Source organism: Bacillus sp. HMF5848 (assembly GCF_003944835.1).
GTDB lineage: Bacteria > Bacillota > Bacilli > Bacillales > HMF5848 > HMF5848.
Genome location: NZ_RWIV01000001.1, coordinates 472,917 through 499,311, shown reverse-complemented (window position 1 = coordinate 499,311; position 26,395 = coordinate 472,917). Strand labels below are relative to the sequence as shown.

At 35.4% G+C, this 26,395-nt stretch carries 31 protein-coding genes and 1 pseudogene; 14 read left to right on the top strand and 18 right to left on the bottom strand.

The annotated features are described in order from the left end of the window. Positions 1–5: 5 nt before the first annotated feature. Positions 6–143 carry a FeoB-associated Cys-rich membrane protein gene (locus EJF36_RS02450; RefSeq protein ID WP_125904841.1) on the top strand — a complete coding sequence of 46 codons (138 nt, stop codon included), beginning with the start codon at positions 6–8 and terminating at the stop codon, positions 141–143. A gap of 158 nt (positions 144–301) precedes the next feature. On the opposite strand, the gene EJF36_RS02445 is transcribed toward EJF36_RS02450, so the two are convergent. Further along, a complete protein-coding gene (locus EJF36_RS02445; protein ID WP_125904840.1) occupies positions 302–1,111 on the bottom strand; it encodes a MerR family transcriptional regulator in 810 nt (269 codons plus the stop codon). Between the two features lie 406 nt (positions 1,112–1,517). After that, positions 1,518–1,967, bottom strand: coding sequence for a flavodoxin (locus EJF36_RS02440; protein WP_125904839.1), 450 nt, complete (start codon positions 1,965–1,967; stop codon positions 1,518–1,520). 334 nt (positions 1,968–2,301) lie between these two features. Here EJF36_RS02440 and EJF36_RS02435 point away from each other — a divergent pair, with 334 nt between their 5' ends. Together EJF36_RS02435 and EJF36_RS02430 are read left to right on the top strand one after the other, a co-directional pair. Beyond that, positions 2,302–2,880 (top strand): TetR/AcrR family transcriptional regulator, encoded by a 579-nt coding sequence (locus EJF36_RS02435; protein ID WP_125904838.1) that lies wholly within the window; start codon positions 2,302–2,304, stop codon positions 2,878–2,880. 23 nt (positions 2,881–2,903) lie between these two features. Continuing rightward, positions 2,904–3,848: an SDR family NAD(P)-dependent oxidoreductase gene (locus tag EJF36_RS02430; RefSeq protein ID WP_125904837.1), complete on the top strand. Its 945-nt coding sequence runs from the start codon at positions 2,904–2,906 to the stop codon at positions 3,846–3,848. A 211-nt stretch (positions 3,849–4,059) separates the two neighbouring features. Here the strand turns inward: EJF36_RS02430 and EJF36_RS02425 are convergent, their stop codons facing one another. From EJF36_RS02425 to EJF36_RS02415, 3 genes are all read right to left on the bottom strand, one after another. Then, on the bottom strand, positions 4,060–4,293 hold the full coding sequence (locus tag EJF36_RS02425) for a thioredoxin family protein (protein WP_125904836.1): 234 nt from the start codon (positions 4,291–4,293) through the stop codon (positions 4,060–4,062). A 45-nt stretch (positions 4,294–4,338) separates the two neighbouring features. Then, the gene (locus EJF36_RS02420; protein WP_125904835.1) at positions 4,339–5,343 is read right to left on the bottom strand and encodes a permease; all 1,005 of its coding nucleotides are present in this window, start codon (positions 5,341–5,343) and stop codon (positions 4,339–4,341) included. 66 nt (positions 5,344–5,409) lie between these two features. Further along, a complete protein-coding gene (locus EJF36_RS02415; protein WP_125904834.1) occupies positions 5,410–5,748 on the bottom strand; it encodes an ArsR/SmtB family transcription factor in 339 nt (112 codons plus the stop codon). Positions 5,749–6,005: 257 nt separating this feature from the next. Between EJF36_RS02415 and EJF36_RS02410 the strand changes: the two genes are divergently transcribed. Next, complete coding sequence (locus EJF36_RS02410) at positions 6,006–7,070, top strand: AI-2E family transporter (protein WP_125904833.1); 1,065 nt, start codon at positions 6,006–6,008, stop codon at positions 7,068–7,070. Between the two features lie 309 nt (positions 7,071–7,379). Here EJF36_RS02410 and EJF36_RS02405 read toward each other — a convergent pair whose 3' ends face one another. After that, positions 7,380–8,033 carry a VC0807 family protein gene (locus EJF36_RS02405; protein ID WP_125904832.1) on the bottom strand — a complete coding sequence of 218 codons (654 nt, stop codon included), beginning with the start codon at positions 8,031–8,033 and terminating at the stop codon, positions 7,380–7,382. A 567-nt stretch (positions 8,034–8,600) separates the two neighbouring features. Continuing rightward, positions 8,601–9,242, bottom strand: a complete 642-nt coding sequence (trhA, locus tag EJF36_RS02400) for a PAQR family membrane homeostasis protein TrhA (RefSeq protein WP_125904831.1) — start codon at positions 9,240–9,242, stop codon at positions 8,601–8,603. 276 nt (positions 9,243–9,518) lie between these two features. Between trhA and EJF36_RS02395 the strand changes: the two genes are divergently transcribed. Continuing rightward, entirely contained in the window at positions 9,519–10,238 is a 720-nt protein-coding gene (locus tag EJF36_RS02395) for a DUF975 family protein (RefSeq protein WP_125904830.1), read from the top strand. Positions 10,239–10,529: 291 nt separating this feature from the next. Here EJF36_RS02395 and EJF36_RS02390 read toward each other — a convergent pair whose 3' ends face one another. Further along, entirely contained in the window at positions 10,530–12,047 is a 1,518-nt protein-coding gene (locus EJF36_RS02390) for a carboxypeptidase M32 (protein ID WP_125904829.1), read from the bottom strand. 412 nt (positions 12,048–12,459) lie between these two features. Between EJF36_RS02390 and EJF36_RS22095 the strand changes: the two genes are divergently transcribed. Next, positions 12,460–12,639 carry a DUF975 family protein gene (locus EJF36_RS22095; protein ID WP_221760712.1) on the top strand — a complete coding sequence of 60 codons (180 nt, stop codon included), beginning with the start codon at positions 12,460–12,462 and terminating at the stop codon, positions 12,637–12,639. A gap of 623 nt (positions 12,640–13,262) precedes the next feature. On the opposite strand, the gene EJF36_RS02375 is transcribed toward EJF36_RS22095, so the two are convergent. From EJF36_RS02375 to EJF36_RS02355, 6 genes and pseudogenes are all read right to left on the bottom strand, one after another. Beyond that, a complete protein-coding gene (locus tag EJF36_RS02375; RefSeq protein WP_221760711.1) occupies positions 13,263–13,937 on the bottom strand; it encodes a nucleotidyltransferase domain-containing protein in 675 nt (224 codons plus the stop codon). 227 nt (positions 13,938–14,164) lie between these two features. Further along, on the bottom strand, positions 14,165–14,563 hold the full coding sequence (locus EJF36_RS02370; protein ID WP_125904828.1) for a VOC family protein: 399 nt from the start codon (positions 14,561–14,563) through the stop codon (positions 14,165–14,167). A gap of 111 nt (positions 14,564–14,674) precedes the next feature. Beyond that, positions 14,675–14,905, bottom strand: a complete 231-nt coding sequence (locus EJF36_RS22090) for a GGDEF domain-containing protein (RefSeq protein ID WP_125908236.1) — start codon at positions 14,903–14,905, stop codon at positions 14,675–14,677. A gap of 309 nt (positions 14,906–15,214) precedes the next feature. Beyond that, positions 15,215–16,033: a methyl-accepting chemotaxis protein gene (locus tag EJF36_RS22085; protein ID WP_395940610.1), complete on the bottom strand. Its 819-nt coding sequence runs from the start codon at positions 16,031–16,033 to the stop codon at positions 15,215–15,217. Between the two features lie 123 nt (positions 16,034–16,156). Further along, positions 16,157–16,909 (bottom strand): annotated as a pseudogene (locus EJF36_RS22080) (HAMP domain-containing protein); the annotation flags it as partial. Between the two features lie 518 nt (positions 16,910–17,427). Next, entirely contained in the window at positions 17,428–17,541 is a 114-nt protein-coding gene (locus EJF36_RS02355) for an SDR family NAD(P)-dependent oxidoreductase (protein ID WP_260471970.1), read from the bottom strand. A 145-nt stretch (positions 17,542–17,686) separates the two neighbouring features. Here EJF36_RS02355 and EJF36_RS02350 point away from each other — a divergent pair, with 145 nt between their 5' ends. The 8 genes from EJF36_RS02350 (at position 17,687) to EJF36_RS02315 (ending at position 23,195) form a co-directional block, all read left to right on the top strand. Continuing rightward, positions 17,687–18,193: a Na+/H+ antiporter subunit E gene (locus EJF36_RS02350; RefSeq protein ID WP_125904826.1), complete on the top strand. Its 507-nt coding sequence runs from the start codon at positions 17,687–17,689 to the stop codon at positions 18,191–18,193. 61 nt (positions 18,194–18,254) lie between these two features. After that, on the top strand, positions 18,255–18,527 hold the full coding sequence (locus tag EJF36_RS02345; protein ID WP_125904825.1) for a monovalent cation/H+ antiporter complex subunit F: 273 nt from the start codon (positions 18,255–18,257) through the stop codon (positions 18,525–18,527). Then, complete coding sequence (locus tag EJF36_RS02340) at positions 18,511–18,840, top strand: cation:proton antiporter (protein WP_125904824.1); 330 nt, start codon at positions 18,511–18,513, stop codon at positions 18,838–18,840. Before EJF36_RS02345 ends, EJF36_RS02340 begins: the two co-directional genes overlap by 17 nt. 14 nt (positions 18,841–18,854) lie before the next feature. Continuing rightward, a complete protein-coding gene (locus EJF36_RS02335) occupies positions 18,855–19,097 on the top strand; it encodes a Na(+)/H(+) antiporter subunit B (RefSeq protein WP_125904823.1) in 243 nt (80 codons plus the stop codon). Between the two features lie 14 nt (positions 19,098–19,111). Continuing rightward, a complete protein-coding gene (gene mbhE / locus EJF36_RS02330; RefSeq protein WP_221760710.1) occupies positions 19,112–19,810 on the top strand; it encodes a hydrogen gas-evolving membrane-bound hydrogenase subunit E in 699 nt (232 codons plus the stop codon). A 2-nt stretch (positions 19,811–19,812) separates the two neighbouring features. Beyond that, entirely contained in the window at positions 19,813–20,148 is a 336-nt protein-coding gene (locus EJF36_RS02325; RefSeq protein WP_125904821.1) for a sodium:proton antiporter, read from the top strand. 21 nt (positions 20,149–20,169) lie between these two features. Further along, positions 20,170–21,636 carry a complex I subunit 5 family protein gene (locus EJF36_RS02320; RefSeq protein ID WP_125904820.1) on the top strand — a complete coding sequence of 489 codons (1,467 nt, stop codon included), beginning with the start codon at positions 20,170–20,172 and terminating at the stop codon, positions 21,634–21,636. 2 nt (positions 21,637–21,638) lie between these two features. Then, positions 21,639–23,195 (top strand): proton-conducting transporter transmembrane domain-containing protein, encoded by a 1,557-nt coding sequence (locus tag EJF36_RS02315; protein WP_125904819.1) that lies wholly within the window; start codon positions 21,639–21,641, stop codon positions 23,193–23,195. 36 nt (positions 23,196–23,231) lie between these two features. Here EJF36_RS02315 and EJF36_RS21395 read toward each other — a convergent pair whose 3' ends face one another. The 4 genes from EJF36_RS21395 to EJF36_RS02295 form a co-directional block, all read right to left on the bottom strand. Beyond that, on the bottom strand, positions 23,232–23,399 hold the full coding sequence (locus EJF36_RS21395; protein ID WP_185806794.1) for a hypothetical protein: 168 nt from the start codon (positions 23,397–23,399) through the stop codon (positions 23,232–23,234). Between the two features lie 134 nt (positions 23,400–23,533). After that, positions 23,534–23,905 (bottom strand): hypothetical protein, encoded by a 372-nt coding sequence (locus tag EJF36_RS02310; protein WP_125904818.1) that lies wholly within the window; start codon positions 23,903–23,905, stop codon positions 23,534–23,536. A gap of 803 nt (positions 23,906–24,708) precedes the next feature. Next, positions 24,709–25,101: an alpha/beta hydrolase family protein gene (locus EJF36_RS02300; RefSeq protein ID WP_125904817.1), complete on the bottom strand. Its 393-nt coding sequence runs from the start codon at positions 25,099–25,101 to the stop codon at positions 24,709–24,711. A gap of 274 nt (positions 25,102–25,375) precedes the next feature. Continuing rightward, positions 25,376–26,107 carry a ZIP family transporter gene (locus tag EJF36_RS02295; protein ID WP_125904816.1) on the bottom strand — a complete coding sequence of 244 codons (732 nt, stop codon included), beginning with the start codon at positions 26,105–26,107 and terminating at the stop codon, positions 25,376–25,378. Positions 26,108–26,395: the final 288 nt, after the last annotated feature.

The window sequence follows — 26,395 nt, the reverse complement described above, 5'->3', positions numbered from 1 at the left end:
TCTGAATGCTTATTAACATTCTCCTTTGGTCTTTGTTAATTGGATATTCCATCTGGACGCTCGTGCGATTTTTCAAAGCTAGCAAACAAGGCAAGTGCGCAGGTTGTTCTATTAAAAATTCTTGTAATACTAAGTGTAACTAGATTGAAAAGTGGTTCTGATGTTAGTCAGAACCACTTTTTTCGTACGTGCTCGTTTAGCCTTACCATAGATTGGAGCACAAACTTGCTGTATCTGTTGCTCGTTAGTCATTCAATCATGTCGCGGCTTTCGCAATCTATCTAACAGCAGCATCAATACTTTATTTCGTACTAATCGGAATTTGTAGCTCCGTCAACCAATCCTCTTCATTTTCTTTATTCCAAATACCATCAATATACCGTTCTCTCGGTTCCCCTACTAAATTGTACCCATTGTCTTTCATCCACTCGAAAGCAAAGTTATATGCATCTCGGAGAGTATGATAACTTCCTTTATGAACGACACACAATGCTTGTTCTACTTTATTAATCTTTTTATATTTGACCATGTCTGTGTCCTGACAATAGTCAACGACCGCCTCACAAACTTCTACATCAATATCTTTGTCTTTGTATTCTTGATCATGATACACATTAAAGCAGTATTCTGGTGATGCACAAACAGCACCCGCTTTAACCATCTCTTCTCCCATTTTGGGGATGACGTCAAAATATTCATCATAGCTTTTGGCTATAAACCTCATTGAAGCTACAATTACTTCCGGCAGGCTTTTAATAACAGGGTTATATTTCATGGAACTTCCTCCTTTGATTGCTTTTATACAGCTCTTAATTTTTAGCAATTGTTCATTCGCGTCTTTAATCATGTCACATAATTCATTTTCCTTTTTCAATAAAATCTCTTCCATCATCGATTCATTGTCAACTAGCTCCTTAATGTCACCTAAGCTAAATCCCATTTGTTTTAAGCTAATGATTGTATTTAACCTAGCGAGTTGTGAACTTGAATAATATCGATAGCCTGTAAAATCATCTATACACTCTGGTTTTAAAATGCCGATCTCATCGTAATACCGCAACGTTTTCGTTGTAATCCGATTCATTTTTGAAAACAACCCAATTTGGTACATAACACTCCTCCATTTAATATTCGTATCTAAAATACTTAACAAATAAAATAACACAAAAGGGCTATTACCAATAGAAGCACAATTGCCAATAAATCTTTTCCATACTTCTTACTTAAATAATTTCTTTTTTCACGGTGCATCTCCTCCTTTGTAGAAAGCATACACCTTCCCCTAAAGGGCAAAGTCAATAAGAAAAAAAGAAATTGCAAAAAGCGCCTGACCTTCGCACGGTATCATAATACCGCATCGGAGATCAGACACCTATATTCACATTACATAATTAGCATTAGACCTTTTCGTGAATCTAAAGGTTCATGTAGTCCAGGGCTGCGAGCAGGCTGTTCCACTGCTTAGACCTTGTGACTACAGACTACAGTTACACGCATTAGTTTGATTCTTCACATCATTACACTTCTATTTGACTAGCGAAACTAACAACAAAATCTACACATCTATCAATCTCTGCTGGCGTATCTGGTGTGAACTCTACTTTAAGTCCGTTCTGAATAATGTCTGCATTACATTCCTTTAACCTATCTTCGAATAAATCTACTGCAGCACAAAATTTAGGATAGGCTCTGTCACCTGAACCAAACACAGCCGCCCTTTTACCCGTTAAATCCAGAGTTAGAAGGTCTTCATAAAAATCCTCCGTCTCATATGGTAGGTCTCCATCTCCCCATGTATAAGATCCAATTAAAATTCCATCATATGGAAGAAGATCCTCCACTTCCATATGTTCTATTTCCATCATATCTATTTGGTGATTAAAAGGCCCCATACTTTCCTTTAATAAATCTGCAATTTCTTCCGTATTACCAGACATACTTGCAAAAGCGATAATGATTTTAGCCATATAAACCCTCCTGATCGATTAACAATAATGATAATCATTCTCATATATAAATATATCAATAATGATAATCATTTTCAACTTCCCTTTCATAAAAAAATCCTGAACAACGCTGATTGTTTATGTAAGTCTCCAATCAGTCAGTCAGCTTTATCTTAATGTGAGATGTGCTGACCAGGTCCTCTATACAGCAAACCACAACATTATATTTTCTAACGCTAATCGATAAACAGCTTTTCTGCTTATTGCATTGTCAAAAAAAGGTATTTAAGTGTATAATATATATATAACAGATGATATGTATCATACGATTTATAAAAAAAGGGTGAAAACGCTTATGCCTCCGAAGAAAAGATTCACAAAAGAACAGATTGTTGATGCTGCTTTTCATATCGCAAAAATTGATGGACTTGATAGCATATCTATTCGAAAAATTGCTGAAAAACTGGGTAGTTCTATCGCTCCCATTTACGTCAATTTTAGTGATGTCGATGAATTGAAACGTGAAGTTATTAAGAAGGTTATCGTGCTTAGTCATGCTATGATACACGAAGAAAATTCAGGTGATCTCTTTCGTGATATTGGTGCAGCAAGTCTTCGTTTCGCGAAAGAGTACAATGCTCTCTTCAATGATTTAATAATGAAACAAAACGAATATATACATGACTATAACGATGAAATAGGCAATGACCTTATTTTACTTATGAGAAAGAGTTCAGACCTCAAAGGATTTTCTGACGAGGAGTTAAGGATGATCTTATCGAAAATGAAAATCTTTCAAACAGGTCTCTCCATTATGATTGCTAACAACATTTTACCAAGTACTGTTGATGAAAAAGAGAGCATTAATCTTCTTGAAAGTATGGCGGAGGATGTCATTTTAGCAGCTAAGTATCGAAAGGAAAAAGGAATCTAAGGGAATTTAGGGGGGAAAGAGTTATGCATGAAAGAGAACGAATTGTCATCATTACAGGAGCCAATTCTGGAATAGGGAAAGCTGCCGCCACTCAGTTTGCACAAGCTGGGCACACTGTCATCATGGCTTGTCGAAACTTGAAAACTAGTAAAGTTGTTCAACAAGAGATTATTGATACTACAAATAACACTCGTGTAGACCTTATGGAGCTTGATGTATCTTCATTTCAGTCTATTAATAAGTTCTGCGATGAGTTCAAACAGAACTATGACAAACTAGATATATTGATTCATAATGCCGCTTATTTCAATCATGGCGAGAGGCACAGATTAAGCATTGACGAGCTTGAATTGACTTTTGCAACGAATGTTTTCGGTCCTTTTTATATGACATCACTACTTGTAGATGATTTGAAAAAATCAGATGACCCGAGAATTCTTCATGCTGGCAGCAATATTATTAAACACTTCTTTGACCCTAAAAAGGATATTAATACAAACTCGTTACAAGGAGAATGGAAAGGAAAACGCTACCGAGTGTACGACATGTATTGTCAATCAAAAATGGCTCTCATGCTACTCACATTTAAGATGGCAGAAGAGTACAAAGACGCTCAAATTAAAGTAAATGCGCTACAAATAAATGGAGCGAAAATGTCAAATGAAACTATAAAAAAAGTAAAGCCTTGGTGGCGACCGATCGCAAGAATGCAAAATCTCTTTTTCCCACCTACATCTTATATGGCTAACAACTACTATGATATATGCACCTCAGAAAACTACAAAAATACTACTGGCGTTATTTTTAACGACAAGCTTACTATTATGGAACCAGCACCAAACGCGCCGGGTCTCAAGCAACAAATTCAACAACTATTCGGGTCTCGCTTTTATCCATACTATGGAGAAAACAACGAAAAACGACAAGAGATTTGGAACTTGTGTAAGGAAGTAACGATGCGAGCATAAATTTCAAATTGCCTATTCGATAAAAAACTATTAGAAATTTTATAATTAACACTATCAATCTCTTAATGAAAACTCCAATTTATAGGAATTAAATAAACCGAACAAATATCTAAACAAATGTTTGATTAGATATTTGTTCGGTTGTTTATGGCTTCGTGAAAAGAGACATAGTAATTAAGACGGCAGCATGAGAACCGTCCCCATACTGCCATTATCCTTCTAGTATTTTGATAATGTCCTTTGGCTTTAAAACCTTGCCATATGACACAACTTTTTCATCAATAACTAACCCTGGTGTAGACATAATGCCGTACGCCATGATATCTTCCATCTCAGTTACTTTTATGATGTCTGCTTCACGTCCTAATTCAGAGAGAGCCTGCTCCGTGTTTTCTGCTAACTTAACACAATTTCTACAACCAGATCCTAAGACTTTTATAACCATTCTAAACCACTCCTCAGTTTTATTTTAACCTCAAAAATGTGAACACTACATAAACAAATAACCAAAAGCGTTAAAGCTGTAACCAATAATAAAAATACCTAATGTTACTAGACCTGCAAAAATAACAAGAAGCTTTGTTTTTACAACTTTTTTGAGCATAATCATAGACGGTAGAGAAAGTGCGGTAACCGCCATCATAAAGGCAAGCGCTGTGCCTATACCTACTCCTTTTGCAACAAGTGCCTCTGCAATCGGCAACGTTCCAAAAATATCAGCGTACATAGGTATCCCTACTAAAGTAGCTACTAAAACAGAATACCATTTATCTTGACCAAGTATGGCCGCAATGACCGTCTCCGGAATCCAATTATGGATAATGGCCCCAATACCAACACCAATTAAGATATAGAGCCAAACCTTCTTTACAATCTCAATCACTTGGTTTTTTGAAAACTCAAGTCTATCACGTCTAGTCATTTCACCTTGCTCGACATCAATCATCTTATTATTATACACGAAGGGTTCTATATATTTTTCAAGCTTTAAGCTACTTATAATGAAGCCCCCGATGACCGCAAGAACAAGGCCAACAATGACATATGCTATCGCTATTTTCCAGTTAAATATACTCGCTAACAATATGACAGATGCCAAGTCTACTAACGGAGATGAGATTAAAAATGAAAACGTGACTCCTATTGGTAATCCTGCATTCGTGAACCCAATAAACAATGGAATGGAGGAGCATGAGCAAAAAGGTGTAACTGTTCCTAATATAGCACTCAAAATATTAGCTGAAATCCCTTTAAAACGGGTAAGTATTTTCTTTGTCCGCTCTGGTGGAAAAAAGCTTTGCACATATGATATAAAAAATATGAGTACCGAAAGCAGAATAAATATTTTTATAACATCATATATAAAAAAGTGAATGCTTCCTCCCACTTTCTCATTTACATCTAAACCAAATACATTTTCAACAAGTAAAGCTATTACCTGACTTAACCAATCCATTTTCAATAGTTGATTATTTAGCCATTCAAATATCCCCACGAAATCAACTCCAAATAACAACATAACAGCTTATCTGACTAATAATTACGGAATAATTTTTTCATTTTAATTTATAAACTCTATAATCTGCGACACTCTCTCTTTGTTTACACTGTATATCGTAAACTTTCCTTCTCGCCTTGATACGATTATTTCGCCTTTTTCCATAATCTTCAAATGGTGACTTATAGTAGAACTAGCTCCTTCTAAGGCATCAACAATCTCACACATGCATAAATCTTCTATCCAAAGTAATGCAACAATTCTTAGCCGTGTTTCATCGGCTAATCCTTTAAAAAAATTTGCTGTATAAACCAACAATTCAGGTTCAGGAAGCTGTTCTTCCGCTTTATTACGTATTTTTTTCATTTCTTCCGTTGTTTTCAATGCCCAATCTTTCCGCAAGGTTTGCACCTCCTTGTGTCTTTTTAATTATATAACTATTTTTCTAGTTTTATAGTTGTGTTTGTGACATTTTTTTAACAAAGCAAAGTAGCGAAGGCAATCATCATATGTAATTAAGTTTGTTCTCTATGGTTTCGAGCTCCTTCGTCGCATCATCACACATTTTCCAATCCCCTATCCTCTTTTGTTGTAATTCTTGTGTAGCTTCGACTTATTTAGGGTAAAGAACAATATACCCTTTTTTGGGAGGAGATTACATGTGGTTTAAGCACCCATTTTTTAAGTATGCAACCGGAGTTGCGTTAGTGTTATTTATTATTTACTTATTAGGAAAAAATCAATTTGCTATATTACCTGTTCTTGATTTTATTAGAATTCTACTTTTCCCGTTACTCATTGCCGGGTTCCTGTTCTATATTTTAAAGCCAGTTGTACGACTTCTCACAAAATTCAATTTTATCTCTCGGACATTAGCTATCTTAATCGTATTTTCCATTATGATTGGAGCTATAATGTTCGGAGGAATGACTCTAGGTGTAACAGTGGATGAGCAATTTAGTCAATTCTTAGAAAAAATTCCGACATTCATCGAAGAAAATGAAAAACAAACAAAACAGATAATTCAAGATAATAATTTCGGTCTATTTTCGTATGAACAGGCAAAGCAAAAGTTACTTACTTACATAATAAATCTCGGTCAGCATGTAGGTGAAAATGCCACTAAAATCTTATCCTCTATTACTAACGTAATAGCTGTCATGTTAACGGTTCCGTTTGTGCTTTTTTATCTCTTAAAAGACGGGCACCGCCTATTACCCTTTTTATTAAATTTCATTCCTGAAAAGCATGAAGAGGAAGGAAAGAAGATATTAACAGATATTGATGAAACACTATCCACATATATTGGGGGGCAAATGCTTATCGCATTTGTAAATGGTATTTTGATGTATATCGGTTATCTCATTATTGGATTAGAGTATGCATTTATGTTAGCAGTTATTGTTGTCATAACAGCTGTAATCCCTATTATTGGACCAGCATTAGGCATACTTCCGGCCATCTTGCTCGCTTTAGTGACAGATCCTTTCTTGATCATCGGAATTTTGATTCTATTAATTATTGTTCAACAACTAGAAGGGAATTTTATATCCCCACTTATAATCGGAACCAAACTTTCCATTCATCCATTGACCGTAATTTTATTACTACTTTCCGCAGGAGTTATTTATGGATTTATTGGTATCTTACTAGCCGTTCCGGTTTATTCTGTTTTAAAGGTAATCGTGAAAAATTTGTATCTGTTCTATCGACTTCGGATTTAAAATGGTGCCTAAAATGGTGCCAGTCCCCCGCTAGGATAAAGTATCACAGTGCTAGCAAATGTGCTTGTCCTTATTTGGCAAGCTACTCTGCTTCCAATACCGAGGGGGCGGCACTAGAGTGTTTGGATTGTTTTTATTTGACTTATTCTCAATTTACAACATATTAACATATACAGTTAAATATAGTGATATCGAAAAACTACTGACTTGAAGCAACAATAAGGAGCCTAACTGAATGACTTAACAGCCACTAGATTAGGTGTTACCGAAACTTGGCGAACTCATCGCTTCTATAACTCCCGTAAATACTTACTGAACCTGCTCTTCTATCTCCCGCTTCACTTCCTCTACCAAATGTGGTGAGTTGTTAATAAGCTTTCCCGCATACATAAAACCAAAAATTGTAATAATCGTAAAAACCCAACTCAACACCTGCTTTAATACAATGCCTTTATCAAACGCTTCTACACCGTACTGCATAATGAGTGACGTATTAATAAGTGCATATACCACACTTCTCAACGCAAAGGCTAACGTAATCAGCTGAAATACTATGAAAATAGGGCGTTTATAATATAGAGCCTTGCTATACAATCTATCATAGCCTTGCATCTCTGCCCACTCCAATCCGAAGTAGAGTGCAAGTGGCTTTTTTATCAACATCGTTAAAAGAAAAAAAAGGCTTAATGAAATGGAATAATAAACATTATTCCACAAGAGTTGAAGCGCTGAACCAGCCAACACATCAATTAGCGTGCTGATCACTAATGTTGCAAGTATGTATATGCCAATAACATTGAATTGTTTAGTTACAAAAAAGCGATACAATGTATACAATATGGCAGGGACAGAAGACAGGAGCATCGTATAATAATCTCCAATATGCTCTCGCATAACATTCCAAATAAGCAACGGAATTGCGACATAGAACAAAATATCAAGCACCACTATATTCTTTTTCATACTGGTTACCTAAACCACCTTTTAGTATTTTAGAGCATAAACAGATGAAACTGACGCGTAATACTCGAGATTTAGCGCGTATTATAAGAAACTACGCATAAACTGTTGAAACTAACGCATAAACCATAAGATTTAGCGCATAAACAGATGAGACTGGCGCATAATCCTCAAGAGTCTACATTAGAGTATATGCTTCAAGGATGTTATCTTTTTGTCGATTTTCTTATCTGGATTTCTGTCCAAACAAAGGTGGACATTCCTATCATTGCAATTAACAGAATAATAATGTTTGTTAAATTTAATTCGAAATTTATCACTCTTCGGATAAAAATAAATAAAATAATTAGTGCCGCAAACCAGTGCCCGTATCGCTTCCAAAAAACCAACGTAGTTCACACCCCTATACTTTTGTTTGTCGCAAAAACAAACACATTTTTTCAAATCAAAGGAAAACTTATGTATGTGTGTATTTGAACATCCCTCATTGTTAATCCCAGTAACTCCATCAGAAGATACCTTGTCTTCCAATGCAATGATACTCCAGCACACCGGGGACCGGCTACCCAATTAAGGTAACAAATATAATAAAACTGAAAAGAAATGTGCGGTGCTGCCTGCTAATACGAATAAGTGCCATATAAAGTGGTGATATTTAAATGCTCTCCAAACATAAAAGACAGCTCCCACTGTATAAAGAACGCCCCCTAGTACGAGGAGATTCATACCATTTGGTGGTAGATTTTGCGATAAAGGACTCCATGCAAATACAATGAGCCATCCCATGACTACATATAAAGCTGTAGATGTGAATAAATATTTCTTAACAAAGAAGCTCTTAAAAAAAGTTCCGGCAATAGCAAGACCCCAAACAATGCCAAACAATGTCCAACCTAGCCATCCTTTTACAGCAATGAACATAAACGGTGTATATGTACCCGCTATGAAAAAGTAGATGGAGGAATGGTCTAGAATCTCAAATATATCTTTTGCTTTTCCATGCGGAAGTGCGTGAACAAAGGTGGATGAAGTATATAACAACACCATCGTCAGACCGAACAAAGTAAAACTAACGACATGCCAAGCCGTACCATATAGAGAAGAGGATACAATTAAAATCACTAAAGCAGCAATACTTAGTAAGACTCCAATGCCGTGCGTAATAGAGTTTGCAATTTCTTCTCCTTTTGAAAACACATGAGTTTGTGCCACTTAATTCATTCCTTTCACATAAAATCTATCAGTTATTATAACACGTAAAGGTACAACCCGACCTTGTAACCCTTCAACAATATCGGTTATTTTAATTGTTATTTGGCAGACTGAGAACCGTCCCCTGTTTGCCTGCACTCGACAGATTCCTGACACCATTTCTATCTGTCCAGATTCAAGTCTGCGTAGAATGTTTTTAAAATATTCACAAATTAAAAGAGTATGATAAGATACCATAGTAGTTGAAAGAAATATTAACGCTATGGAGGGTTATGTATGTGGAGAAGAAGTGAGCTTAAGTCCCATGCGAAGGAAGCTCTGAGGGGAACTTATTGGAAGGCACTTATAGTTTGTATCGTCCTGGCATTTGTAAATGGCGGAAGTAGTAGTAGCAGTGGTAGTCGTGGCTTTAATGAATTTAACAACGTATATGACGGAGAGTTAGGACTTATACTCATCCCTCTCATCATTTTAGTTGTTTTGTTTGCTTTAGTTATTGGATTGGCTATTCGGATTATCTTAGGGTATCCATTAGAAGTAGGTGGCATGCGATATTTTGTCAGAGCATCTAAAAAAGAGGCGAATCTAGGGAATCTAGTATTTGCCTTTAACAAAAACCATTACATAAGTATTGTCAAAGCAATGCTTTATAAGGCGGTTTTGGTCTTCTTATGGTTCCTATTATTAATCATTCCTGGAATCATAAAAGCCTACGCCTATAGCTTGGTGCCTTATATTTTATCTGATAACCCTAATATAGGCTATAAGCAAGCAGTAGCGTTAAGTAACAAAATGACAAAAGGTGAGAAGATGGATATTTTTGTTCTAGATTTATCCTTTTTAGGTTGGTTTATCTTAGGGGCATTGGCTTTTGGTGTTGGTATATTATTTGTTCTACCCTATTATAATGCAACAAAAGCCGAGCTATACTTAGTTTTAAGACAAAAGGCATTAGATAACGGATTGTGCACTAGTGAAGAACTTAATATGAGGTAAACAACTCTACGGGAAACAGCTGAAGTTCGGAGAGCTTGAGGAGAAAAAGCCAAAGAGGCCCCAATCGACTCCTAGAAATGAATGTAGACGATTAATCATCTTTTTACCGACTACATCAGTCTGTAAAAGGGGGCAAACTACTCCAACATAAGTTTTTCTTATATTATTTTTTCCAAGAATTATTACGAGTTAATCTTTTAACTTCGCAAAAGTTACTTTCAAAAAAGCGCCTGATCTCCGGGGCGGTAAAACTATACCACACTGGGGATCAGGCACCTGCCATCTACACTCTTATAAATTGTATACATCCTTATATTTATCTTCTAAATATTGCACCAAATAAGAAGCATTTAATTCTTCACCTGTCACTCGCACAATTAGTTCATCAGGTGTATAGAACTTACCATGTTGATGAATTTTTTCACGCAGCCAAGATTGAATAACAGCGAAGTTACCTTTTGCAATCTCTTCATAAAAATCAGGTATTTCTTTTGTAATAGTATAAAGAATTTGTGCTGCATAAAGATTTCCTAAAGAGTAGGATGGAAAGTAACCGATACCTCCAAACGACCAGTGAACATCTTGTAGAACACCAAGTGTGTCATTCGGTGGAGTAATTCCTAAATACTCCTCCACTTTCTCGTTCCAAATTTTTGGAAGATCAGTCACAGCAATCTCTCCACTAATTAAACCTTTTTCAATCTCATAGCGAATCATAATATGAAGATTGTATGTTAATTCATCTGCCTCCACACGGATAAAAGAAGGCTCAACTAAATTTACTGCACGGTAAAATTCATCAAGAGAAACTTCCTTCAATTGATCTGGGAAGTGCTTTTGTAATGCTGGATAAAAATATGTCCAAAACGCTTTACTGCGCCCCACCATGTTTTCTAAGAAACGCGACTGCGATTCATGAATTCCAAATGATGTCCCGCTTTGTAACACAGTTCCCTCATAGTTAGGGTCTACTTGTTGTTCATAAATACCATGACCTGCTTCATGGATTGTTCCAAAAATAGCAGAACGCACATTATCTTTTAAATAACGAGTGGTAATACGAACATCGTGCGTATTAATGGTCTGAGCAAACGGATGAACCGTTTCATCTAATCGACCTGCTTCAAGGTCAAAGCCAATGAGAGGTAGAATATATCTATTAAATTGCTTTTGCGCCTCAATGTTATAGTCTTGTTCAAAGATTTCTTTATTAGGTACACTTGAAGACTGTTGAATTCTGTGCAGTAACGCTACACTGCTTTTACGTAATTCAGAAAAAATTGGATCTAGCTTTTCTACAGTCAAACCAGGCTCAAATTCATCTAACAGTGCATCATATGGGTGCTTTTCATACCCGAAAATTTCAGCGAATTGCTTTTTATATGCCACGATTTTTTCTAAAAAAGGAGCAAAATGGTTGAAATCATTGTCTTTTCTGGCTTGCTCCCAAGCAATACCTGCTTCTGAACATGTAATAGAGTATTCGTTATACAACGAAGCAGGGATCTGATTAGATTTCTTGTAAAATGTAGCTCTTTCACGAACTCGTGCTTTCGTTACGTCATCTAGTTGCTGAAACGCATTTTCCTCTGTAAGCTCTTCAAGCAGCGCTCCCATCTCTTCAGAAACAGACAAACTGAATATTTCTGTTTGTAATGTTCCTATTGCTTTAGCAAATATGGGACGACCTTTTTTAGGAGCCATAACCTTTTCATCCCAGCCAATAAGACCAGAAATGCTCGATAAGTGCGTAATTTTTTCATCTAGCTTTTTAAATTGTTCAACTCGCTTTGTAATTTGCTCGTTCATCAAAACCTCTCCCTTTTTTAAGGCGCCTGTCCCTCGCTAGGATAAAGTACTAAAGTGCTAGCAATTAGAAAATAACGGGGACTATTACGCGAAATTCACAAACCATTAAAACTTGTCTTCATGTTGCTTGAAAAAGTCATAATATGTACGGACATGTTCCAAATCCGTCCACCGTTTCACTTTAACAGGGCTTTCATCTAAATTATATATTTTTGCTCCACGCATAGAAAGTCCTAATGTCACCTGTACTCTTTATGATGTACACCCATTGTCTCGTTAACATGGAAATGTAAAGAAAACTTTTAAAAATATCTGCATATTTAAAGTAGGCTGTTCCGAAAACATGATATTTGAGGGAAGGACAAAATTGATGGAGGAATATATATGTGGAAAAGAAACGAGCTAAAATTCCGTGCGAAGGCTTTCAAATAACCCTAAAATGGGCTATAAGGAAGCATTAGAATTAAGTAAGAAAATGACACATGGTGAGAAATTCAATATTTTTGTTTTAAATTTGTCCTTTTTTGGTTGGTTTATCCTTGGTGTATTGACCTTTGTGTATCGTTTTATAGTTTTTTCTTCCCTATTATAATGCAACAAAAGCTGAATTGTACTTAGCTTTAAGACAAAAAAGCATTAGACAGCGGATAGTGCTCTTACGAAGAGCTGAATTCAACGTAATCTAAGCCGCCTGTTCCTTGCTAGGATAAAATATCACAGTGCTAGCACTAATAGCTGACATGTATTAATTACAAGATACATGGCAGTAAGAGTACATGCGGGATACCCCTATATATTCCTGAAAAATCACATATTTGAAACAAAACGTATAGTAAACTATTTATAAAAACCCCACGTACCTTTCGTTTGAGGGAACTTAACACACACATTAATTTAACTTGAAAACCGCAAAAATTTACTAGAACACCCATATATTATGCTACACACCTAGTGTGGCTTACAGTACCTCGCATATATGCGAGGTATATAGGTGTTTACTTGTTATAACAGTGCCTTTACTCATAAAAGACCCCATATAATACTATATGTATATTAATTAGTATCGGTGTACTACCATGAAAATAATTTTTTTCATTCTCTGTAGTGGTTTTAAAATACATGAATGACTTGCGCAACAAAATAATTTTTATATTTTTCTATTTTAAAGTAAGCATCCCATAGTTAAGTGTATGAGGAGTTCATAATGGTGTTTTTTTAAAGATTTAGATAATCTTCTATTGCCTTTGCTCTATCTACTCGACCTCTTCTCTTATTAACATCTAACTGAAGTTGTAGTGGTGGAACTTTTATAGAATAGCCCTCAAAATCTACTTCTTCTAAGTTCTTTTGAGCATGAGGACCAAAATCTGTTAGGTATGGTTGGTCAATATAAGTTTCCGGATCAAATGCAACATCTATTCTTGCATTTAAAAACAATACACCGAAATACTTTACAACCCAACCTTCAGTAGCCTCAATAGGTTCAACTACATATTCTCCGAAAATATCATTTATTTTATTAATATCTTTCGAGTCTAGCATAATATCTACATCATGGGGGGTAGTGGCAACTCCTCTTACCGCTAATGCACAGCTACCAGTTAGCCACCAACTTATATCATGACCTTCTACTTTTTTTATAAAGCCTAGCAGTGCTTCTTTCCATTTCACTTCTGAAAAATAACCCATCTGATTAAACATCTCTTCTGCATATAATTTAAAGTTTTCTGAGATTCTCTGAATGTTTTCGGTCTTATTAGAAAACCTTTTCACATAATTCCCATCTTCGAGTTGGTAAAACTGATTTTTCAGTATTTCTTCATACCTGTTAGAAACTCTAGAAACAATGTATGAAATTTCTCCACCACTATTCTCAATTCTTATTTCCATAGACTCACACCCCTTATATATTCTTTCCAAAACTACTTATAGAATGATTATTGCCTTATGATCATCATTTCACATATATGATTATATTTTAACATATATATCCATTGTTACATGTCATTTTATACTATCTAAAAGCTGCGCAGAGTAGGTCAAATAAGAATAGACCGCACACTTTAACGTTCTTTTCTAAAACCAATGAACCTGTTGGCTTCGCCTTCTTCATTTATCTATTTTGGGGAAACGAGTTCTACTTTAATTCTATCTGGGTCTTCGAAGTATACTGCATAATAGTTTTCTCCCCCTGCAAATGGATGTTTATCAGAGTAAAGTATAGTGATGTTTCTATCTCTTAATTTGTTTGTAATATCGTCCACATGTTGACGTGATTTCGCATGAAATGCTAGATGGTTTAATCCTACTCGACACCTATGGTAAGTAACATCTAAAAACCTATCCTCTGCCTGAACAAAAACAATATATGTATCACCTAATATCCAACTATGGCCACCTTCCCATTTTTGATAAGAACTATAACCTAATTCCTCAAGGAGCCAGCCCCAAAATTCAACTGTCCTTTTTAAATCTGATACATATAATTCGATATGGTGCAATAACCCCTTTTGCATATATCTACCTCCTCAAATATTTATTCAATCCATCTTTTCAAAAACATCAGAGTTTCTTGATTAATATCACCTACTCAATTAGATTATGATAAAATAATCCCCACTACGGTTTCATCTAATATAACCATCTTTTCCGCTTGACTTATTTGACAACCTCCTAAATTCATCTCCCCCTAGCCTAAACACTAGAGAATTAGAATGAAACACTTTTTGTAAAACATCAGCAAATACTATGAGTACTTGATTTCCTATATCATGTCCATATTGATCATTTATGTCTTTAAATTTATCTATATCAATAAAGAATAAGGCTAGTGATTTCTGATAATGTAGAAGGGGTATACATACTTGCTAAGCCAATATGATAATGCGTCCAAATCAGCACCCCTATCAAAAAATCCCCCGAACTATTTGTCCGAGGGATCATATAACACACTTATGTTTTTAGTTAAATTCCTCAGTCAGTCTTAAAAGAGAGGACTGAACAGGACCGATATTTACTATAGCTTTTTACAGACATATTCTTGCATTGAACACACATCATACTTTTATTAAAGTGTGTTTCAAGAATACCTAAAACAACCTATACGAAAGCAGTCAAACTAAATGCAAACGCCAAAACGGTAGCCTTTTTAAACACCAATATTACTTTTATATTTTAAATCTACTAACAAGAGTCTGTAATTCTTCAGCCATATATGATAGCGAACTTGCAGAGCTTGTAACTTCTTGCATTGAAGCAGATTGTTCCTCAGAAGCGGCGGCTACACTTTGAGAATTCTCAGCCGTTTGTTGTGATATACTCCCCACCTCTTCCATCTTTTCAACCATTTCTTTCGATCCAACATGTACTTCCTTAATAACTGCTGAAACATCCTGCGTTTGAGAAGAGATCTCCATCACCATGTCTACTATTTCTTTAAAAGCAAATCCTGATTTATGAACCATTTGAATACTCTCACTTACCGAAGCTGACCCTTTATTCATCTCTTCAATAGCATTGTTTGCTTCATTTTGTATCTGACTAACAAGCTTTTGAATGTCCTCAGCAGCACTTCCCGATTGTTCAGCTAGCTTACGCACCTCATCAGCAACAACAGCAAATCCTTTACCATGCTCTCCAGCTCTTGATGCTTCAATCGCCGCATTTAGTGCAAGCAAGTTTGTTTGGTTTGCAATTTGTGTAATTAGCTCCACAATTTGACCAATCTCTTTCGATTTAATTCCTAATTGATTCACCACTTTAGCAGTATCAGTTACCTGTGCTTGTGTAGTATTCATTTGTTCAATGGTTTGAGTCACCACTTGATTTCCTGAAGTGGCTTTTTCATTTGTATTCCCTGCTAACAGCGCAACTGAATGAATTGTTGAAGCCACTTTTCCCATACCAGATGATATTTCTAAAGCGATAGAATTAACTTTTGATACACTTAAGACTTGCTGCTCAGAGCCCGTCGCAACTTCTTCCATCGATAAAGATACATGTTCAGTTGCTTTATTCGTCTGCTCCGCACTAGCTGTTAACTCTTCTGAGGCTGCTGCAACTTGTTCAGAGGTTTCACGAGTGTTTAATATTAATTCTTTCACGTTTTCCACCATATGATTTACAGCAACAACAAGCTGTCCAACTTCATCCTTGGATCTAATTTTCATTTCTTCTCCTGATAAATCACCCGTTGCAATAGTTTGAATTCGTCTAACAACCATTAAAATAGGTTTTATTATCATACGAGCTATAATTATTGATATTATAATTCCTATTAATATGGATGCTAGAGACAGAATCATTATAAGATTTATAGTCTTTTTTCCATTATTAACCATTTCACTTGTTGCTATTTCAGTTTTCTTTTGTTTACTATCAACAGCACTCTCTAGATCTTGCATTAGTTCCTCAATAAGCAGCTCCGTTTGTTGTCGGGTTTCTTTTACTAACCGAGCACCCTCTTTTTTATCTCCACGAAGATAGAGTTCAAAGACGTTATTCACACTTTCACTAAAGGCCATGCTATTATCCACTATTGGTTGAAGAGTTTTTAATTCTTCAGTTGAACTTCTATTCGCTAAGTTTGATCCAATGATATCACTTTCTTCAGAGAGTTTATAAAATTTATCAATAAAAGCAGGGTCTTCATAGACCAAAAATCCTCTCATGGCACCTATTCTCTCTGCCAAATTAAAACGAAGTGACTCATAATACATTAACTCAACTAAATCATCTGCTGCGACTTCTTCAGCAATCTCATTCGCTTTTTTAATTTGATAGTAACTAAAACTAGCAATAATAATCACTAATAATAATACTGACGCAAAACCTAATAGTATTTTATATTGTAGCTTTTTCACAAAACTGCCTCCCTATGATGTCTTACGACTATAATCTCATACACATCATGAAGAAAACAATAAGATTAATAGAGTTGTTTAAAAAAGTTATGTTTAAGGTATGTGTCCCCTGCTATGATAAACGATTAAAGTGCTAGCAGAAATAATAATTCTATCGACAATAAAAACGTTATCCTTTTCCCTTATTGTACATTCGCATCCGTTAGTTTCCGTAGTACTTTCCAAAAGAAGTTGGGGGAACATAAGTTGAATTGTATAAGTTTTTCATTGAGAAAGACGTACACATTAATTGGAGTCGTGGGCATGATACCCTGTTTTAATAATTATCGCCCCCTGTTCACACTGTACGTGCGACTTTCACCGCATAAAGCGTTCTAACTAATCCAATTCATTCAGGCTATGTATAGTGTAAATGAAGCTATTTATCTTAATTTGTGATTAAGTCATTTTTGCATTGTTTGAAGTTCATTTACTTTTTGGATTTGTTTTTCTGTCAGCTCAAATTTGGATGCTTAGTATTACTGATCCACCGTCACCGAACGAGTCAGCCCATGAAGACCAGCCTTAGAGGCGGAGTAGGCAGCATGCCCGAAGTTGGCTCCCAAACATTCAATTGAACTAGTATTGAGAATGCTACATTGGATTTCTCCTTACTTTAGAACTCAATTATTTTTAATAATAAGTCACCCTATGGTAACAATAAGAAACAGTTGATATGTTTTCCATCGATTACAACCGTGGAGTGTAATTTTACTACATGTAAAGTGAGGACTTAATTTGAAGATAAAAATATTAACATTTGTTCTAACTCTGGCATTATGGTTTGTTTTTGCAGGCAAAGTTAATATTCAAGTTTTGTTGTTAGGTAGTATTATTTGTTCTTTGGTTTCGCTTAAGTTGCCTGATACTGTATTTAGATTAGTACAAAAGAAATATGTGACGAAGGCATTTTTCTTAAAGTTATATTACATATATTTAGTAGTCAGTGCTTTTATATATGATGTATTCCTATCTGCATTCAGAGTATCCAAACATGCATTTGAAAGAACACCTTCAATTTCTTCCCGCATGGTTAGAATCGAAACATCTCTTGGAAATCTAAACAGTATTGCAGTTTTCGCCAATTTTATCACATTACCTCGAGGGTCACTGGCAATTGATATTGATAATTTTAATAGAGACTATCGTATTCACTGGATAGATGTTCACAGTGATGAAGAAGCAGAAATAAAGAAAGCACGTATCCGTAAACATGAAAATTTAATAGCAAAAATATTTGATTAATTGAGTTTACGAAGTGATCATGTATGCTTGTTTATTTATTTATTCTTGAGGGTGATATATCGTGGTTTATTTAATACTCGCCATTGTTTTATTAGCTATTTTAACTTTTTATAGAGTAATGAAAGGTCCCAGTGTACATGATAAACTAGCTGCTATGCATTCTATAGGTGTCATGTTTTTATTAGTGCTAGTGTTATTAAGTTATTATTTTGAAAGAGAAATTTTTATTGATGTGGCTTTAGTTTACGGAGCTTTATTATTTGTAGTTGTTTTAATGATGGCTAAATATTTAGGAAAAGCAGAAAAAGGAGGAGTTGATGATTCATTTAATTGATATGTTAAGTCAAATATTTGTCTATATATGTTTTATAACGGGCTTTTATTTTTTGGTTAGTACAACTGTGGGTATGATTAGACTTCCTGATTTGTATACCAGGTTACATATTAGCTCCAAATGTCTGATGGCTGGAGGTATTTCAATTTTAGTAGGATGTATCGTGCAGGAAGGAATCGGATCTATTTCTTTCAAGCTTTTTGTCATCATTATTTTTTTATTCATCACGCTGCCTGTAGCAACTCATGTTATAGCCAATGTTCCGAATAATTATGAGGAAACACCCATACCGAAAAACGATATTGGTGAATGATGGGAGGTAAAATCATGATTGATATCATACTTAATATTTTGATGATTTTCTTACTATTTACCGCATTCTTTATTGTATTTACTAAAGATATGCTCAACGCCGTTATTACTCTCCCCATATTTGGTGCTACTTTAGTACTAATTTTTGTGATACTCCAAGCTCCGGGTGCTGCTCTGGCTGAAGCGGTCATTGCTGCCGGCTTAACTACTTGTTTTTTTGTAATAACTATCAATAAAACGGGAGCTCCTACGAGATGAGTAGGATGTATGAGATGGTTAAAAGCTTCTATAAAATAAGCCTTATTTTGTTGTTGGCTAATTTCTTATTCCTTATATTTAAAGACATTCATAATCTTGATACTAACAGATATTTAGCTGAACACTACATTTCTCAAGGGGTAAAGGAAACTGGTTCGATAAATTTAGTTACGTCAGTCCTATATGACTACCGAGCGCTTGATACTTTAGGTGAAGCGACTGTCCTTTTAACTGCTGCTGCAGCTTTAGCTTTTCTGGTTCCCGCAAAAAAAGGAGTCATGCTTGGTACTACATTTACCATGATTGTTTATGAAACTCTAATATTTATGATTCCATTTTTAGCTGTTTTAGGAGCATATTTAATATGTTTTGGTCATCTCAGTTCTGGCGGAGGTTTTGTCGGCGGAGTTGTTTTGGCTATAATCCCCATACTGCTGACCATAATTCATAGTGTTGAATTCTCCGAATATAAAATCAAACCTAACAACAAATCGTTATTAGAAAATATTGGGTCCATTAACTTTATATTACTGGGATTACTCGGAATATTCACAGGAAGTAATTTTCTGGCCAACGGGCAGAGTAGTTTTAGCCTTGGAAATCCCGGGGAATTAATTAGTGCCGGATTGATCCCTTACTTAAATATAATGATTGGTTTTAAAGTAGGAGCTGGTCTGGCCAAAATTTTCAATAGTTTAATTAAGGAGGAGTAACAGTGGCCATACCCTATTTTGTAGTCATAATTTTGTTTTGTCTGGGATTGTATACGATCATTACCGAAAAAAATTTAATAAAAATTGCTATAGGATTTACGATTGCAGAAACTTCCTTAATTTTATTATTAATACTGATAAGTTATAAACCGGGTGGAACTGCTCCTATTTTAGACAGGGAATATGAAATAGTAGTAGATCCTATCCCTCAGGCACTGGCTTTAACAGCCATTGTTATCGGGGGAAGTGTGACAGCTGTCATGCTGACTTTAATAATTAAAATACATAAAAGGTATGGAACTTTAAACATTGATGAGGTCCGAAAACTGAGAGGATAATTTATTTTTGGGAGGAAAACATTGCAATCAGCTGTCTGGGTTATACTTTTACCTTTATTAACTGCCTTCTTTCTTGGCATTTCTAAACTATATTTCAAACAGATATTTTTTCCTCTAGTAACCGGTAGTGCGGTCTTGTATTTATATGTATTAATTTTAACCATTCAAAATAGTTATCCCCCAAGAGTTTACAGTATTGGTGGATGGGGACTGTTAGGAATTAATGTAATGGCGGATCCTTTTTCCGCTATGATGTTGTTGATAATAGCTGTATTATTTATACCTGTTATCATTTTTTCCTTAGAATATATCACGATCAATAAACACACATATTTCATTCTTACCTATGTAATGATAGCTGGTATTGCAGGCATGGTTATGACTACTGATTTATTCAATCTGTATGTCTTCTTGGAAGTGAGTTCTCTCAGTTCTTGCGCTTTGACGGCTCTAAAAAAGACTGATAAGGGGATAGAAGGTACTTTCAAGTATTTAACTATGTCTACATTGGGGAGCTTTTTCATTTTACTAGCTACCATCTTAACGTATTATGTAACTGGCACTCTCAATATGGCTGAAATTGCCTTGGCCTTTGAACATATCCCAATCCTGCTAAAAAGTACACTGATGTCTTTTTTTGTTTTTGGCTATGTCATAAAGATAGGCTTATTTCCCCTGCATGCCTGGCTACCAGATGCGTATGAAGACTCCCCTATCCCTTATAATGTTTTTTCTTCGGGATTGATGATGAAATCTGCTGTATATGCCTTAATCAAAGTTTTATATATTATTTTTGGAATTGAATTTCTCTCTGAAAGTGGCATGTTAAAGATTGGTGTTTTCTGGGGAGTCATTACGTTTGTGATTGCGCATGTTTTAGCCTTTCAGCAGTCAAATGTAATCCGCCTTCTTGCGTATTCTAGCATTGCCCAGATAGGCTATATCACGATCGGATTATTTGTGGGCAGTGAAGGAGGATTAATCGGTGGGAGTTTCCATATTTTAAATCATGCCATCATGAAAGGAACTTTATTTTTAGTTGTAGCCATTTTTTATTACAGTTTAAACACTGTTGATATTGAGGAACTTAAAGGGTTAGGTTACAAATTCCCCCTACTTACATTTGTCTTCGTGGTTGCTGGGCTTTCGATAGTGGGCCTACCACCCTTCAATGGATTTATGAGTAAATGGCTTATAGTCGAAGCAGCCCTAGAAGCTGGCTTTGTGTATGCTGCTTTTTCAATTCTAGTGGGAACGTTTTTATCTTTAACGTACTATTTAAAAGTCATTGTTACATTATATACAAAAACGGAAGAAGAAAAATTAATAAAGAAACCCGGTTTATTTTTACAATTACCAACAATATTTCTCGGTAGTTTATGTATTGTGTTTGGTATATTCCCTTCTTTGCCTTTACGTCTGATTTATCATATACCGGCATTTCTGCTGGATAATAGTGCTTACATACGAGTGTTACTAGGAGGTTGACGATGATTACTCCAGGTATTTTGTATATAACAGGTGCTTTACTTTTATTTTTGGCTGTTCATGAAAAAATAAAATACGTCATTTCTCTCCTCATTACTGTAGGAGCTCTTATTATTACGTTTAATCTAGTACTCGGTTATAGCGTACAACTGGAGTTTCTTCATTATACTCTCACCCCTTTTAGAGTAGATAATATTAGTAAAATAACAGGATTAATTTTTACTGTCGGTGGCCTCGCTTCTGTCATGTATTGTATTCATGTTTGTTCTATAAGTAACTTAAGGTTAATATTTCTGTTTATTGGAAGTGCGCTGACTGTCGTTTTTTCTGGTGATTTTTTTACTCTATATGTTTTCTGGGAACTCATGACAATCAGTTCAGCTTTTATTATTATGATGGCAAGTGATACAACTAAAAAAATAGGGTACTATTATTTTCTAATGCATGTGGCAGGAAGCTTATGTTTATTATGGGGGATATTTTTACAGTACTCCGCGACAGGAACGTTAACTTTGAATACTATAGAGGCTGGCATGCCTTTTTTCATGATTGCGGTAGGAGTTAAACTGGCCTTTATGGGCTTTCATACTTGGCTGCCACCCGCTTACAGCAAAGCCCCTTTTTATGTTTCAGTCGTATTGTCGATATTTACGACAAAAGTGGGCGTCTATGTCATGAGCCTCTTGGTGCCAGGGATACATTGGTTAGCCTATGCCGGACTCATCTCAGCGTTGTTTGGCATTGTAATGGCCTTAAGACAAAACCAAGTCCTAAAGTTTTTGAGCTATTCCATCATCATCCAGGTTGGTTTTATGATTATTGGTATAAGTATAGGTACCGAAGCAGGAATATCAGGAGCTATTTTTCACGTAGTGAATCACATTTTATATAAAACGGTATTATTTATGGCAGTGGGAGTTGTCATCTATACTACCGGGGAGGATACTTTTGAGAATTTAGGAGTCATGGGTAGAAAGCTTCCTGTCACGTCTATAGCAACAATGGTAGCTTTTTTGGGGATAGCTGGCGTTCCATTTTTTAATGGATATGTGAGTAAGACCATTATTAAAGATTCGTTACATGAACCATTATTAACCTGGGGCTTCAACGTGATGAGTTTTGGGACATCTCTCATATTTTTAAAATTTATATATTATGCCTTTTTTAAAAAGAATCAATTTAACGTAGAGAAAAAAACAGCCATTAGTATGCAGTTCGGCTTGGGAGTTTTAACTGTTCTAATGCTATTGGTTGGTATTAGTCCTTCCCTGTTAGAAAATTTGGCTACTGTTAATCTAGATATAAAATATTTTGATACAAAACACATGTTAAGTGGCATTTATCCCTTTCTCTGGTCCATTCTTGTATTTATTTTTTTAAAGAAGTATTTAGTGAAGAACTATGAGAGAATTCTACATTATGATTTGTATCGTAAACTAGCTACAGTGTTCGTAACTACAGGCTATCAGCTAAGTACCTATCATGACGGAAAATTAAATACATATTTGTTATGGGCCACCACTACTTTAATCATTCTGTTGTCATTGTTAATGTTCTAAATCAATTATTCATCAAGGGAAGGTTCTTCTGGTCTCTTATTGACTACTAGAACTGTCCCCCTGGTTTAATAGGTATATTTGTACTACACATTTTTCATTTTCATCAACAGCATCATATTGTCTAATAAACAGCTTTGATGTTTTTTCTATTTCTTCAATAAGGTCTGGGAAAGAATGAATTCTTAAAATTGTATACTCCCTCATAAAAGTCACATCGTACTTTTATCCACTGTTCTTAGAGTCATTAGATAGATGGGGTCCATCACTGACGTTTAGACTCCATTAAAAAAATGCCACCTTCATGATGGCATTTTTAGCTTTTTTTCAAGGCTTCTATTTCATTGATGTAATTTTAGGACCCTTTTCATTACTGTCTTGTCTTTTTGAGTGACTTTCTTTGGCTTTTTTGGAGTATTCGCTTGTAACTCATCCTGTTCATTTTCTACTTTAATAATCTGTAAGTAAAAAGCAGGAGTATCTCGGTCACCCTCTAAATACCCTCTTAGAAATTTAAGTTTTTTAACCGAACCTACCATTTTCCCTTTATAATCCCATTGTATTCCATGCTTATATCTCTTATCCATGCCTTCCTTAAGCACCAAAGCCTCAGAAACAGCCTCTTCAGGAGAATTGAAAAATGAATTCTTTCTTTGAAGCACTTTCATTTTAAAACCGTCTCCTGCTTTTACTTGGTATAGAAATGCGGTCAATATGGTCATCCTTCCTGTGTTTGTCTCACACCCTCTGCCGGCGAGTCGATACACCAGAAGACCAAAGGGGTTTTCCCTTCCTATTAATAGTATAGCCTTTATTGGGAATTTATAACATAAAAAGGATTATAAAGCTTATCTGATTATTTGTGGTACACTAAGAATAGTTCTTATGATCAAAATACAAAATGAGAGTGAGATATTAGTGAAAAATACGAATAAATTCACCCATAATCAAAAAGTGCGTGTAAAATCGACCGGGGAGTTAGTTACAATTAACAAATGGATGTATGTGAATACCATGAAGCGTTTCTCCTATATTCTTAAGGAATATCCAAATACCTTTTATTTCGAAGAGGAATTGGATGCGGGTTTGGGGCCAGACCCCTGCTAGGATACAGTAACACAGTGCTAGCAGTACGATAGCAAGTAATAGCAAAAATCCCCCGAACTAAGAACTCGAGGGATTATATATCAAGCAAATTCTGTCCCCCATAATTGTCCGCCTATCCTCCCACCCCGCCAACCCGCATTCCTTCATTCGCTGTTAAAATATAGATGTCTCAAAAATGTCCGTTTTTCTCGTTTTTTGTTTCACTTTTGCCCTCTTTTTATCTCCAAATCTGTGACGACTTTATTTTTAAAAAATGAAGTCGGCTAACACATGGGTTGCCGCATCATCCGCTGATTCGCCCCCATTTTCTCTCCCTTCTCGTCCCTCGTGCTGTTCCATACAAGCCCTAAAACATCCCTTTGCCCATATCTGGACTGGCTTTATGATTTTTTGACGAATAATTTCCTTTCTAAGGCAAATTCTTTATCCAGTTGCTTAAAGTATCCAAAAAATCACTTGTATAGATTTTATCTCCAATAAGAAAACTGTGGATCAAAAGAAGGGGTTCTTGGTCTTGATACTTACTTTTTAAAAGCTCATGAGTGGCATCTGAAAAAATCTTAAGTTCATAGTTTTCTTTGCCCATGGCTTTAAATGTCTCATCATAGACTTTATAACTCTCATAAACATCTACGTTTTGATCTTTTTCTCCAAACAGACCCAAAAAAGGAACTGTCATGGTTTTTATACCTTCAATGGCATTGGCATCTGCGTTTAGATTTGAAGCCAGACCCCTGCTAGGATACAGTAACAAAGTGCTAGCAGTACGATAGCAAGTAATAGCAAAAATCCCCCAATCCATTCGTCCGAGAGAACATTAAAATACATACCTATAGAGATTTGGGGCCAGACCCCTGCTAGGATACAGTAACACAGTGCTAGCAAGTACAATTGGAATATCCGGTCATTGCAACTGAATATGGAAAATTGACTATCTTTCTCAAGGTTGTCATCAAAATCAATTCAGCCTCAAACATAGTGAAAGCTTATATAAAACTAATAAACTTAAATTCAAACCCACCAATATCAATAGACTTTTAAAACTTGGGATTATAACTAAAAAACCGAACCTAAGGTTAAGCGACAGCTAATAGTAGAACTACATATCCAATCGCTCCTAATGAAAATGCCCACGTACTGCTTTCTCGGTCTTCAGGTAGTTCCTCTTTTAAAACATTTAAAATAATTGCTCCGGATAAAAATGCGAAAAGTAAGGCTAAAGCTGATTCCGGTATTTCAGTTATGACACCAATTCCCCATCCCATCATTACTGCTAAAGCTAATAACCATCTACCAGTACGATTATAGATATCTTTGTGGTGAGTCCGTAAGCCATAATCGACAACAATAAAATGTAAGGCCATAGCAATTACATATAAAATCAAACTTAATAATCCTTCAGAATCTCTATGAATAAGTAAATATCCGATTAGTCCGTTATAGAATGAAAAGGAACTCATATGTAGCCAAAAGGTTTTTTTCTTCGGTTGGTTTTTCCCTGTGTCTTGCTGATTTTTCCTCTGAGATTCCCTCGCAATTCTTTCTAAGGCATAAAATATTACCAGGCCAAGCATTGCCAATAAATATGCATGATGTTCAAGATAACTAAGCAAAAACTTATTATGTTCTATTAACTCTTGATGTTCGTTTAATTCAGGTAGGATATGAATAAATACATACCCAACAGATACGCCACCGCCTAATGATAAAAATCGACTTCTAGGAATCAGACGTATAAAACGCATATTCTTAGCAAAGATATGCATACATGCTAGTATTATTGCAAACGCAAACGTTGTTATCTGCATACAGCCCCCTCCTCTGTATGCTTTTCCCATTTAACCTTAAATCTATTCATAATAGCTACCAATTCTTTTTAAAAAGGTGAAGAATCATTAGTTGTACTAATGTACCTAACAACATTATCTCCGCTAATTAATTGATGGTTTTATAGATTATAAGACAATTGCATAAACTATGAAATATACAATTAACTTATTTATATGTGTTTTCACTTCCCATCCATCCTTAACAATGGAATTCAAACATAACTACGTTCCTTATTTCATCAATAGCAACGTACCTTTGTACTCTAC